Source organism: Staphylococcus sp. HMSC14D10 (assembly GCF_001808125.1).
Lineage (GTDB): Bacteria > Bacillota > Bacilli > Staphylococcales > Staphylococcaceae > Staphylococcus > Staphylococcus haemolyticus.
Window position 1 is genome coordinate 72,429 of the sequence record NZ_KV792233.1, and the last position, 12,540, is coordinate 84,968.

At 34.8% G+C, this 12,540-nt stretch carries 12 protein-coding genes; 1 reads left to right on the top strand and 11 read right to left on the bottom strand.

Features of this window, described 5'->3' with window-relative positions; translation table 11 throughout:
- Positions 1-72: 72 nt before the first annotated feature.
- The 11 genes from purD to purE are packed head-to-tail and all read right to left on the bottom strand — an operon-like array spanning position 73 to position 11,309.
- Positions 73-1,311 (bottom strand): phosphoribosylamine--glycine ligase, encoded by a 1,239-nt coding sequence (gene purD / locus HMPREF3134_RS01460; RefSeq protein ID WP_070440295.1) that lies wholly within the window; start codon positions 1,309-1,311, stop codon positions 73-75.
- Between the two features lie 34 nt (positions 1,312-1,345).
- Positions 1,346-2,824 carry a bifunctional phosphoribosylaminoimidazolecarboxamide formyltransferase/IMP cyclohydrolase gene (gene purH / locus HMPREF3134_RS01465; protein WP_070440297.1) on the bottom strand — a complete coding sequence of 493 codons (1,479 nt, stop codon included), beginning with the start codon at positions 2,822-2,824 and terminating at the stop codon, positions 1,346-1,348.
- Between the two features lie 15 nt (positions 2,825-2,839).
- Positions 2,840-3,406 (bottom strand): phosphoribosylglycinamide formyltransferase, encoded by a 567-nt coding sequence (purN, locus tag HMPREF3134_RS01470; RefSeq protein WP_070440299.1) that lies wholly within the window; start codon positions 3,404-3,406, stop codon positions 2,840-2,842.
- On the bottom strand, positions 3,406-4,437 hold the full coding sequence (purM, locus tag HMPREF3134_RS01475) for a phosphoribosylformylglycinamidine cyclo-ligase (protein WP_070440301.1): 1,032 nt from the start codon (positions 4,435-4,437) through the stop codon (positions 3,406-3,408). The genes purN and purM overlap by 1 nt, the downstream gene beginning before the upstream one ends.
- The gene (gene purF, locus HMPREF3134_RS01480; RefSeq protein ID WP_070440303.1) at positions 4,430-5,914 is read right to left on the bottom strand and encodes an amidophosphoribosyltransferase; all 1,485 of its coding nucleotides are present in this window, start codon (positions 5,912-5,914) and stop codon (positions 4,430-4,432) included. Before purF ends, purM begins: the two co-directional genes overlap by 8 nt.
- Positions 5,893-8,082: a phosphoribosylformylglycinamidine synthase subunit PurL gene (gene purL / locus HMPREF3134_RS01485; RefSeq protein ID WP_070440305.1), complete on the bottom strand. Its 2,190-nt coding sequence runs from the start codon at positions 8,080-8,082 to the stop codon at positions 5,893-5,895. Before purL ends, purF begins: the two co-directional genes overlap by 22 nt.
- On the bottom strand, positions 8,075-8,746 hold the full coding sequence (gene purQ / locus HMPREF3134_RS01490) for a phosphoribosylformylglycinamidine synthase I (RefSeq protein WP_033079948.1): 672 nt from the start codon (positions 8,744-8,746) through the stop codon (positions 8,075-8,077). The genes purL and purQ overlap by 8 nt, the downstream gene beginning before the upstream one ends.
- A 1-nt stretch (position 8,747) precedes the next feature.
- The gene (gene purS, locus HMPREF3134_RS01495) at positions 8,748-9,008 is read right to left on the bottom strand and encodes a phosphoribosylformylglycinamidine synthase subunit PurS (protein WP_033079949.1); all 261 of its coding nucleotides are present in this window, start codon (positions 9,006-9,008) and stop codon (positions 8,748-8,750) included.
- The gene (gene purC, locus HMPREF3134_RS01500) at positions 9,008-9,712 is read right to left on the bottom strand and encodes a phosphoribosylaminoimidazolesuccinocarboxamide synthase (RefSeq protein WP_070440307.1); all 705 of its coding nucleotides are present in this window, start codon (positions 9,710-9,712) and stop codon (positions 9,008-9,010) included. The genes purS and purC overlap by 1 nt, the downstream gene beginning before the upstream one ends.
- 3 nt (positions 9,713-9,715) lie before the next feature.
- On the bottom strand, positions 9,716-10,840 hold the full coding sequence (gene purK / locus HMPREF3134_RS01505) for a 5-(carboxyamino)imidazole ribonucleotide synthase (protein ID WP_070440309.1): 1,125 nt from the start codon (positions 10,838-10,840) through the stop codon (positions 9,716-9,718).
- The gene (gene purE / locus HMPREF3134_RS01510) at positions 10,827-11,309 is read right to left on the bottom strand and encodes a 5-(carboxyamino)imidazole ribonucleotide mutase (protein ID WP_070440311.1); all 483 of its coding nucleotides are present in this window, start codon (positions 11,307-11,309) and stop codon (positions 10,827-10,829) included. Before purE ends, purK begins: the two co-directional genes overlap by 14 nt.
- A 211-nt stretch (positions 11,310-11,520) precedes the next feature.
- Here purE and folD point away from each other — a divergent pair, with 211 nt between their 5' ends.
- Positions 11,521-12,378 (top strand): bifunctional methylenetetrahydrofolate dehydrogenase/methenyltetrahydrofolate cyclohydrolase FolD, encoded by an 858-nt coding sequence (gene folD / locus HMPREF3134_RS01515; protein ID WP_070440313.1) that lies wholly within the window; start codon positions 11,521-11,523, stop codon positions 12,376-12,378.
- Positions 12,379-12,540 lie beyond the last annotated feature (162 nt).

The following is a 12,540-nucleotide window of genomic DNA, read 5'->3' on the forward strand; positions in this document are numbered from 1 at the left end:
GTCAACTACTGCCAATATATAATTGTAGCCTGAGTCATTGAATTATGTCTCAGGCTACAATTATATATTCACTTATTTTAATGCTTTATTTCCAATATCATTACGATAAAATAAATTATCACTCTTAATTTTTTCTACATTTTTATAGGCTGCTTTTTGCGCTTCTTCAATTGTTTCTCCTTTTCCAACAGCTAATATAACTCTGCCTCCTGAAGTAACAAATCCATCATCTTCTTTACGCAATCCACTCACAAAATAAGTATCATTTAATTCAAAGCCTGTTACTTTAGCTCCTTTTTCATAAGCACCTGGATATCCTTTAGAAGCTAGCATAACTCCTACAACAAAATCATCTTGCCATTGAAATAGAATAGGTTCTTTACGATCTAAAGCAACAATTTGAGCCATTAAATCACTTTCCAAACGACTTAATAAAACTTGAGCTTCAGGATCACCAAAGCGCGCATTAAATTCAATTACTTTCGGGCCTTCTGACGTTAAAATAGCACCAATATAAAGTAAACCAAAATAATCATAACCCTCAGCTTTCATCGCTTTTGCAATAGGCTGTGCAATATCTTTATTTGTGCGTTCTAAGACATCTTCAGTAATATGTGGCACCGGGCAATATGCACCCATTCCTCCAGTGTTTGGTCCTTCATCATTATCAAAAGCACGTTTATGGTCTTGCGCAATACAATCAAATGGAACTGCATAATCCCCGTTAATAAATGTCATTAATGAAAATTCTTCACCCTCTAAAAATTGCTCAAAGACCACTTCACCATGTTCTTCAGGATAAAGTGATTCTACTGCTTTAATTGCGTCTTCACGTGTTTCAGCAATGATTACACCTTTACCAGCAGCTAAACCATCTTTTTTAACTACAATTGGTAAATCACAATGATTTACATATGCCAGCGCATCTGTTTTGTTATTTGTTTCTTTATATTTTGCTGTTGGAATATTATATTTTTGCATAATTTTTTTAGCGAACAGCTTAGATCCTTCAATTTGAGCTGCATCTTTATTAGGACCAAATACTTTAACTCCTGATTGACGTAATTTATCAGATAAACCATCAATTAATGGTTGTTCAGGACCAATAACCACCCATTCAACCTTATTTTCTTTAACAAAGTTTAAGATTGACTCATGATCAGACTCTGCAATCTCAGTATGCACTCTTGCAACATTAGCCATAGCATCATTACCTGGAATTACGTGCAATTGATCAATTAACGGTGATTGATGTAATTTATTTGCCAAAGCATGCTCTCGACCACCTGCTCCGATAACTAAAACATTCATTAATATTACTCCTTCCATTATTTTGAATGATTAATTAATGCTTAAAGTGACGCATGCCTGTAGTCACCATGGCAATACCATATTTATTCGCCATATCTATTGAGTCTTGATCTTTAATTGATCCACCTGGTTGTATGATGGCTTTGATACCATGTTTTGCAGCTAATTCAACCGTATCATCCATTGGGAAAAAGCCGTCTGATACTAAAGCAACATTGTCATTCATTTCTATAGCACGCTCTAAAGCTATTTTGGCTGAACCAACACGGTTCATTTGACCTGCACCAATGCCTACAGTTTGTTTGGTATTGCTCAATATAACAGCATTACTTTTAACAGATGGAATCACTTTCCAACCAAGTAGCATTGCATCCCATTGATCATCTGTAGGCGCTTTTTCAGTTACTACTTTCATGTCTTCTTTAGCTACCTCAAAATTATCTTTATCTTGAACTAAATACCCACCTGAAACTGAAACAAATTCTTCTTCACGATTATCAATCGTCATATCTATTTCTAATAGACGTATGTTTTTCTTTTTAGTTAAAATGTCTAAAGCTTCATCAGTAAACCTTGGAGCAATCACTACTTCTAAAAATATAGCATGTAATGTTTCAGCTAAATCAGCAGTTACTGTTCTATTTAATGCGATAATGCCACCAAAGATAGATTGATTATCTGCATCATAAGCATGTTTAAATGCAGTTTCAATATTGTCTCCAATACCAACACCACAAGGGTTCATATGTTTAATTGCAACGGCAGCAGGCTCTTTAAATTTCTTAACAAGTGAAAGTGCAGAATCAGCATCTTTAATATTGTTAAAACTTAAAGCTTTACCATGTAATTGTTTAGCACCTGCAATTGTGTGTTTGCTATTCGAAGTACGAACAAAACGCGCTGATTGCTGAGGGTTTTCACCGTATCTTAATTGTTCACTATCACCTTTGAAAAAACTTACAATGGCATGATCATATTCGTTCGTATGTGCAAAAACTTTAATCATTAATTCTTTACGGAAATCCTCATCGAGTCGGTCTTCCTTTATGCGTTCAATGACTTCATTATAATCAGCTGGATGTACAATTGTAGTCACATGTTTAAAGTTTTTAGCTGCAGCACGTAACATTGTAGGTCCGCCAATATCGATGTTTTCAATTGCTTCTGCTACTGTTACATCCGGTTTGGCTACTGTTTTTTGGAAAGGATATAAGTTAACTACTACCATATCGATTAAATCAATATGTTGTTCTGATAACTGTTCTAAATGTTCAGGTTTATCACGATCTGCTAAAATGCCACCATGTACTGCCGGGTGTAATGTTTTAACACGTCCGTCCATAATTTCAGGAAATTGCGTTAATTCTGAAACAGATTTCACCGGTACAGAAGCATCTTCTAAAGCACCTTTAGTTCCTCCAGTTGAATATAATTCATAATCTAATTTGATTAAAGATTTAGCAAACTCCACTATTCCACTTTTGTTTGAGACACTTAAAATTGCTTTTTTCATGATTAGATTAACTCCTTATTTAATAACTTTAGCTATAACACTTGGATAAAGTTCATACTCCAAACGCTTTACACGTTCTTCCAAATTATCTTTAGTATCGTCCTGTTTTATATCACATTGTCGTTGTTCAATAATTTCTCCCGTATCCATACCACTATCAACATAATGTACAGTTGAACCAGTTACCTTATCGCCACTATTAAACGCTTGTCCAATAGCATCTTTCCCCTTATATTTCGGTAATAGTGATGGATGGATGTTTAAAATTTTACCTTCGTAAGCGTCTAATAAATCAGGTCCAATTAATCGCATATAGCCAGCAAGTATTATCCATTCAACTTCTTCACGCTTTAACAGTTCTATTAAATGTTGTTCGTAATCTGCTTTAGTAGTGAAATCCTTAGGCTCATTTATATTAACTGTTACTTTTAAATGTTTGGCTCGTTCAACACAATAAGCATCGTGATGATCAGTATATAATGAAGTAATTTCTATATTGTTGAGCTCCCCTTTATCTGCTTTTAGCACAATATTCTCAAAATTACTACCTGATCCAGATGCAAATATAGCTACTTTAGTCACTATTCTACCCCCTCAAGTAAAATGGGTGACTCTGCATTGGCAATAATTTCACCTATTTCGTAAGAAGAAATACCTTGTTGTTTTAAGATATCAAGTGTTTGTGCAACGTCTTTTTTATCTACTATGGCTGTGAAACCAATACCCATATTAAAGACATTGTACATTTCATCAGTTCCAATATTAGCTTGTTGTTGTAACCAATCAAATACTTTTGGTGTAGGAAAAGCTTGTGTATAAATTTTCGCTGCTAATCCATCAGGTAATCCACGTGGAATGTTTTCATAGAAACCACCACCAGTGATATGATTCATTCCTTTAATTTGAACAGCTTTTTTCAAAGCAAGAATTGGTTTAACATATAATTGCGTTGGGGCTAAAAATGTTTCTAAGTACGTACGACCATCAAAATCGTCATTTAAATCAATACCAGATTCTTTAATTAATTTACGTACTAAGCTATAACCATTTGAATGTATTCCGTTAGAGGCTAAACCAATGATGGCTTGACCTTCTTGAATTGCTGATCCATCAATATAGTCGTCTTTCTCGACTGCTCCAACAGCAAATCCGGCAAGGTCATATTCACCTTCATGATACATTTCACCCATTTCAGCTGTTTCTCCACCAATAAGTGCAGTGTTAGTCTCTTCGCATCCATCACTTACACCTTTAACAATCTGTTCGATTACTTCTGGAACAACTTTGTTCGTTGCAATATAATCTAAGAAATATAATGGTTCAGCACCAGTAGTCAAAATATCATTTACACACATTGCTACTGCATCTATTCCGATTGTGTCGTGTTTATCATTATCAATAGCCAATTTCAATTTAGTACCAACACCATCTGTACCAGAAACTAGTACAGGCGCCTTCATATTTAATTGAGACAAATCAAAGGTAGCACCAAATCCACCTAAACCACCTAGTACCTCTTTACGCATTGTTCGTTTAACATGACTAGACATTCTCTCAACCGCTTCATAACCTGCATGAATATCAACACCTGATTGTTCATAAGCTTTAGACATGAATATTACCCTCTCTATCAAAGTAGTGTTTATGATTATTAATATAATCCTGTTGACGTTGACTTAAGTTCTTATAATATTTATCTTCGTAATCAAATAGTCCTGCTGGATAATCACCAGTAAAGCTCTCTACACATAAACCACTATACGGTGCGTCATAATTTAATCCAATCGATTCAATTAGACCGTCTACGCTTAAATAAGATAATGAGTCTGCACCAATATAATCACAAATTTCTTTAGGTGACTTACTTGCAGATATGAGTTCAGCAGTCGTTGAAACATCTATTCCGTAAAAGCTTGGGAACATAAATTCTGGAGAAGCGATTCTTACATGAACTTCTTTTGCTCCGGAGTCTTTTAACATTCTGACAATACGTTTACTCGTTGTTCCACGCACAATTGAATCATCAACTAAAACAATTCGTTTACCTTCTACGATATCCTTGACTGCCGATAATTTAACGCGGACACCTTGTTCTCTTAACTCTTGAGTAGGTTGGATAAATGTACGAGCTACGTATTGGTTCTTCACCAACCCCATTTCATAAGGTAGGTGGCTTTCTTCAGCATACCCACTTGCAGCTGATAATGATGAGTTGGGTACTCCAATAACCATATCTGCATTTGCAGGGCTTTCTTGTGCTAATTTTTTTCCAGATGCTTTACGAACAGCATGAACATTTTTGCCAGCAATAGTAGAATCAGGACGAGCGAAATAAATATATTCCATAGCTGAAATTGCTGTATTTGTATGACTCGTATATGATTTCACTTCAATACCTTCATTATTAATAACAACATATTCTCCGGCATGGATATCTTGCACGTATTCAGCACCTAATACATCAATGGCACATGTTTCACTAGCTAAGATGTACGTGTCATCTTGCATTTTACCTACTACCAGTGGACGGATAGCATTAGGATCTACTGCTCCATATAATGCATCTTTAGTAAGTATTGCAAATGTGAATCCGCCTTTAATTTGTCGCAAGCTCTCTTTTAACGCTTCTTCAAAAGTTGGTGCTTTACTTCTGCGTATTAAATGCATAATTACTTCAGTGTCAGATGAAGAATGGAAGATTGCACCATGTTTTTCCAAATATTGACGTAACGTCTGGGCATTAATTAAATTACCATTGTGGCAAATCGCAACGCTCATATCGTAAAAGTGATATAAAAATGGTTGTATATTTTCAATCCCTTTATTACCTGATGTGGCATAGCGAACATGGCCTATGGCGTTGTGTCCAGCTTTAAGTTGATCCATTTGATCACCTTTTATTGCTTCTGTTAACAATCCAAGACCACGTTCACCTTTTAAAACTTCTCCATCTGATACAACAATACCTGCACCTTCTTGACCACGATGTTGTAAACTGTGAAGTCCCATATAGGTTAATTGAGTGGCTTCTGAATGATTCCAAATGCCGAACACACCACATTCTTCGTTTAATCCACTGTAGTTAAACATTGTGCAATTGCTCCTTCCCAACTTTCTTTAATCTCTGAGACTTTTTCAACAATCGAACTTTGAGCATTAGTAACTTTAAATTCATCAACATCTGTTAATTGACCAATTTCTACAGCTCCCTCAATATTTAACGTCTGTCCATCTTTAACAGCAATAATATATCGACCTTGCGTTTCACTAAACAATTGTGCATCTGAAAGGTCAATTGAAGCTTCTAGTCCTAAACCATAATGAGCACTGATACGCGCTAAACTGATCAATAAACCACCTTTACCAACTGTTTGTACGTGAGAAGCAACGCCACTTCTAATCGCATTCTTGACTGCTTCTCCTTTATTAACTTCATCACTTAAATCAATCGTTTCAAATTCATGATTGACTTTACCGTATAATAATTTTTCAACTTGACTACCACCAAAGTCATCTCTTGTTTCACCAACTAAATATAATTTATGACCAGCTTCAGGATGGAAATCATTCAGATAATCAATATCCTCTATTAAACCAACCATTCCTACGACAGGCGTTGGGAAAATGGATGTACCACGTGTTTCGTTATAGAGTGATACGTTACCTGAAACAACCGGTGTTTTTAATACTTCACACGCTTCTGACATACCTTTCGTTGAATCAATTAACTGCTGATAGATTTCTTTCTTTTCAGGAGAGCCATAATTTAAGCAATCCGTCATAGCAAGTGGTGTTGCACCTACTGCTATTAAATTGCGATAGGCTTCAGCTACGACCATTTTTCCACCTTCATAAGGCTGATTAAACACATAACGCGCTTCACCATCAATTGTAGAGGCTACAGCTTTATTCGTACCTTCAACACGAACAACTGAAGATTGTAAACCTGGTTTAATGATAGTATTGGCACCAACTTGTTGATCATATTGTTCATACAAATAATGTTTTGAGGCAATCGTTGGATGTATTAGAAGTTTCTTGAATGTTTCTTCGACATTTATAGAACTATAGTCATTTTTAGATGTGTTATACTCTTTCACTTCACCTTCTAAAACATAGACCGGCGCTTCATCTGCAAGTGATTGAACCGGTATATCCGCGAATACTTCATCTTCATATTTAAGTACGAAGCGGTCAGTATTTGTTACTTCACCAATAACTGCACTATCAAGTTCATGTTTTTCAAATAAATCTAAGAATTTTTGTTCAGTACCTTTTTCAACTACTAATAACATTCTTTCTTGTGTTTCAGAAAGCATCATTTCATAAGGTGAAATACCTGGTTCTCGTGTAGGCACTTGATCTAAATGTAATTCAAGACCACTGCCACCTTTAGCTGCCATTTCTGATGATGAAGATGTTAAACCAGCGGCCCCCATATCTTGAATACCAACTAATTCGTCGAAAGTAATCGCTTCTAATGTGGCTTCCATTAATTTTTTACCTACAAAAGGGTCCCCAATTTGAACAGATGGTCTTTTACTTTCACTTTCTTCAGTTAACTCTTCAGATGCAAAAGTTGCACCATGAATACCATCACGGCCTGTTTTTAAACCTACATAAATGACTGAGTTACCTTCACCTTTAGCAGTCCCTTTTTGAATCATGTCATGATCAATAACACCTACACACATGGCATTAACTAATGGATTTCCATCGTAACGATCATCAAATTCAATTTCTCCAGCTGTTGTAGGTATACCGATACAATTTCCATAACCGCCAATACCACGTACTACACCTTTAAGTAAACGTTGGTTCTGTTTAACTGACAATTCACCGAAACGTAGACTGTTTAACAGATTGATTGGTCTAGCTCCAATTGATACGATATCTCTAATGATGCCACCTACACCAGTTGCAGCACCTTGATAAGGTTCGATAGCTGACGGATGGTTATGTGATTCAACTTTAAATACTACTGCTTGATTATCACCAATATCCACAACACCTGCGCCTTCACCTGGTCCCATTAAGACATGCTCACCAGTAGTTGGAAATTGTTTTAAGAATGGTTTAGAGTGCTTGTAAGAACAGTGCTCACTCCACATAACCGAGAAGATGCCTATCTCTGTAAAATTAGGTTCTCTTCCTAATATTTCACAAACTTTGTTATATTCTGCGTCACTTAAGCCCATATCTTGATATAATTTTTCAAACTTAATTTCTTCAATACTAGGTTCGATAAACTTAGACATTTTGTTCCCTCCAACTATTAACCATTGCTTCAAATAATTTCACGCCACTGTCAGTTCCAAGAATTTTTTCAAGCGCACGTTCAGGGTGTGGCATCATTCCGCAAACATTACCTGCTTTATTTACAATACCTGCAATATTTTCATGAGAGCCGTTTGGATTATCTTCATATGTTAAGATAATTTGATTATTTTCAACTAATTCGTTATATATGTCATCTGTGCAATAATAATGACCTTCGCCATGCGCTACTGGATAAACTACAATTTCATTTTCACCATACAAATTTGTAAAAGGAGTTTGATTATTAGCAATTTTTAGATTTTCATTTCTGCTAATAAATAAATGAGAATCATTATGGAGTAATGCACCAGGTAATAAACCAATCTCAGTGAGAATTTGGAATCCGTTACATACACCTAGAACGGGTTTGCCATCGTTAGCCAAGCGTTTTACTTCGTTAATTATTGGTGCTACACTCGCCATTGCACCTGAACGTAAATAGTCTCCAAATGAAAAACCACCAGGGATTAATACGCCATCATAACCTTCCAATGATGTCTCACGATAATCAACATAATCTGCTTGCGCACCTGACTTAATCGCTGCGTTGTACATATCTCTATCACAATTAGATCCAGGGAATACGAGAACTGCAAATTTCATTTTATGCATTCTCCTTTTCGTCAACGATTTTATAACTATATTCTTCAATTACAGTATTTGCGAATAACTTTTCGCTTAATGTCGTCACAATGTTATCGACCGCTTCATCCGTTGCTTCGTCAACCGTCATGTATAAAACTTTACCTACACGAATATCATTAACTTGTTTATAACCTAAGTCGTGAACAGCTCGATTTAGTGCTTGTCCTTGAGTATCTAACACCTGTGGTTGTAATGTAATGTGAAGTTCAATAGTTTTCATTATTTTAATTCCTCCAATTTATTTAAAAATGTTGTATATGTGTCAATAAGTGAACCTGTATCATTGCGATAGACGTCTTTATCAAAGTTAGAATCAGAATATTTATCCCAAATACGACATGTATCTGGAGAAATTTCATCAGCTAATAAAATTTTACCGTCAGAAGTTTTACCAAATTCAACTTTAAAATCAACTAATCTTAAATCCATCTCATCCATCAATTGAACTAATACTTTATTAATATCTTTAGCCATAGTTTTTAGTGTTTCAATTTCACTATCGCTCGCTATTTTTAAAAGTTTAACGTGATCATCCGTAATTAACGGGTCATTTAAGTCGTCATTTTTATAGAAAAATTCAACTAACGGTGCTTCGAATTCATAACCTTTGTTAAAACCTAAACGTTTCGTTATAGAACCTGTTGCTATGTTACGTACTACAACTTCTAGTGGAATGATTTTAACTTCTTCAACTAATTGTTCCGTTTCAGAAAGCTGCTTAATAAAATGACTCGCAATTCCATGCTGAGCTAAATAATCAAATATTATAGAGGTAATTTGATTATTTAATCGTCCTTTACCTTCCATTTTGTCTTTTTTTGCACCATTACCAGCCGTAACTTCATCTTTATACTCAACTCTCAATTGATCTACATTGTCTGTTGAGAAAATTCTTTTCGCTTTTCCTTCATATAATAGCGCCATTAACTATTCTCTCCCTTCAAACTGTTTGAGCATATCTTTCTCAGTTTCATCGACATTATTCGTTAAAATTGTCATATGCCCCATTTTACGATTAGGTTTACGTTCAGGTTTCCCATAAATATGAACATGCCATTCTGGATGATTAGCGAACTGATCTTCTAATAAATCTAAATCGCGACCCAACAAATTCATCATCACTGCAGGTTTTAAAATCTCAATTTCTTTTGGAAGATTTTGTCCAGTAACTGCTAATATATGTGTATCAAATTGTGAATAATCACAAGCTTCAATTGAATAATGTCCTGAATTGTGTGGACGTGGTGCAATTTCATTTACATATAAATGATTTGATTTATCGATGAAGAATTCGACTGTAAACGTACCTACAAAATGTACTTCATTAATAATTTTATTTACTTCATCTCTAGCTTCTTGTTCCTTATCACTTCTCGCAGGCACAATGGTTTTAAATAATATTTGATTTCGATGTTCATTTTCTTGAAGAGGGAAATACGTAATTTGTTTTTGGTTACCAATCGTAACAGTTAAAGAAACTTCGAGTGCAATATCAAGAAATTGTTCTGCTACACACTCTTGTTGTGAAATGAGATCTTTAGCTTCTTGAATGGATTCTTCATTTTTAACTAATACTTGTCCTTTACCGTCGTAACCACCAAAACGCGTTTTAACTATAAATGGATATCCTAATTGATTAATCACAACATTTAGGTCTTTTTCCTCTTTAATAGGTAAAAAAGGAACAATTTTAGATCCTGCTTGTTGTAATGTTTGTTTTTCAGTTAAACGATCTTGTAGTAATTGAATAGCTTGATAACCTTGAGGAATATTGAATTTTTGAGTTAGACGAATAAGTTGTTCAGCTGAAATATTTTCAAACTCATAAGTGATTACATCAGATTTCTCACCGAGTTCATGCAAAGCTTCTTCATCGTCATAAGCGGCAGTTATAAATTCGTGAGCTACTGATTTACACGGACTATCAGGGTTAGGGTCTAAACAAATGACTTTAAAACCCATTTTTTGAGCAGATTGAGCCATCATTTTACCTAATTGACCGCCTCCGATAATACCAATCGTGTCACCGAACTTTAATTTACTGAAGTTCATTTTGCATTTCACCAACTTTATCTACTAGACTTTGCTCATATTCATCTAAATGTTTACGAACTGATTCATTACTAATACTTAAAATTCTCGCAGCTAATATCCCAGCATTTTTTGCACCTGCATTACCTATTGCAGTTGTAGCCACCGGAATACCTCCTGGCATTTGAACAATCGATAGTAAAGAATCCAATCCTTTTAAACTTTTTGACTCAATCGGTACACCTATAACTGGTATTGTTGTCATTGATGCAACCATTCCTGGTAGATGTGCAGCACCACCTGCACCAGCAATAATGACATCGTATCCATGTTTTCTAGCTTGACTTGCAAATTCATACATTAATTTAGGCGTACGATGTGCCGAAACGACTTTCTTATCGTACGGTATTTCGAATTTATCTAACATCGCACAACTTTCTTGCATAACCTTCCAATCTGAAGAACTACCCATAATAACCGCTACTTTCACGTTGTACACCCTTTCAAAAGTTTGAAATTTAGTTACGATAAGTTGTATATTACAGATATAGCATAACAATCATGAGATGCTTTTTCAATCAAAAATCGAACTTTAACTTAATTTTTACTTTTAATTTACGTCTTTCAGCTATCGATTGACGTGACAGAAGATTTAAAGTTAAGGTATAAGTATGATTTAAACAAACAAGGAGGAATTTTTTGTGGTTGCAAAAATTTTAGATGGGAAACAAATTTCTAAGGACTACAGACAAGGTTTACAAAATCAAGTTGAAGCTTTAAAAGAAAAAGGTTACACACCAAAATTATCCGTAATCTTAGTAGGTAATGATGGTGCGAGTCAAAGCTATGTAAACTCTAAAAAGAAAGCTGCTGAAAAAATCGGTATGATTTCTGAAATTGTTCATTTAGATGAGGATACTTCTGAAGAAGATGTATTAAAAGAATTAGACCGTTTAAACAATGATGATTCAGTAAGTGGAATATTAGTTCAAGTACCTCTTCCTAAACAAGTAAGTGAACAAAAAATCTTAGAAGCGATTAATCCTGAAAAAGACGTTGATGGCTTCCACCCTTCAAATATCGGTAAGTTATATATTGATGAGCAAACTTTTGTTCCATGTACGCCACTAGGCATTATGGAAATTCTTAAACATGCTGATATTGATTTAGAAGGTAAAAATGCAGTTGTTATTGGTCGTAGCCATATTGTCGGTCAACCAGTATCAAAATTATTATTACAAGCTAACGCTACAGTAACTATTCTACATTCACGTACTAAAGACATGCATAGCCATTTGAAAGATGCTGATGTTATTGTCAGCGCAGTTGGTCAACCAGGTTTAGTAACTAAAGATGATGTAAAAGAAGGCGCTGTTATTGTTGACGTTGGTAACACTCCAGATGAGAATGGTAAATTAAAAGGTGACGTTGAATTTGAAGAAGTTAAAGAAGTTGCCGGTGCAATTACGCCAGTTCCAGGTGGCGTTGGCCCATTAACAATTACTATGGTGCTTAATAATACATTATTAGCTGAAAAAATGCGTCGTGGCATTAAATAATATAATTATTCTTACTTAAACTATATGTATGTTGAGAAACTCGTTTAAATTTCAATTAAATAAAGCGAAATAAAAGCACATAGATGATGTTTATTAAATATCATCTATGTGCTTTATTCATTTATAATTTATGGCTCTATAATAAATTGGACTGATGACTAA

Excerpts from the sequence above, each read along its gene's own strand:
- purF (WP_070440303.1), bottom strand. The coding sequence starts at position 5,914 with ATGTTTAACTACAGTGGATTAAACGAAGAATGTGGTGTGTTCGGCATT.
- purM (WP_070440301.1), bottom strand. The coding sequence starts at position 4,437 with ATGTCTAAAGCTTATGAACAATCAGGTGTTGATATTCATGCAGGTTAT.
- purS (WP_033079949.1), bottom strand. The coding sequence starts at position 9,008 with ATGAAAACTATTGAACTTCACATTACATTACAACCACAGGTGTTAGAT.
- purK (WP_070440309.1), bottom strand. The coding sequence starts at position 10,840 with ATGAACTTCAGTAAATTAAAGTTCGGTGACACGATTGGTATTATCGGA.
- purL (WP_070440305.1), bottom strand. The coding sequence starts at position 8,082 with ATGTCTAAGTTTATCGAACCTAGTATTGAAGAAATTAAGTTTGAAAAA.
- purC (WP_070440307.1), bottom strand. The coding sequence starts at position 9,712 with ATGGCGCTATTATATGAAGGAAAAGCGAAAAGAATTTTCTCAACAGAC.
- purD (WP_070440295.1), bottom strand. The coding sequence starts at position 1,311 with ATGAATGTTTTAGTTATCGGAGCAGGTGGTCGAGAGCATGCTTTGGCA.
- purQ (WP_033079948.1), bottom strand. The coding sequence starts at position 8,746 with ATGAAATTTGCAGTTCTCGTATTCCCTGGATCTAATTGTGATAGAGAT.
- purH (WP_070440297.1), bottom strand. The coding sequence starts at position 2,824 with ATGAAAAAAGCAATTTTAAGTGTCTCAAACAAAAGTGGAATAGTGGAG.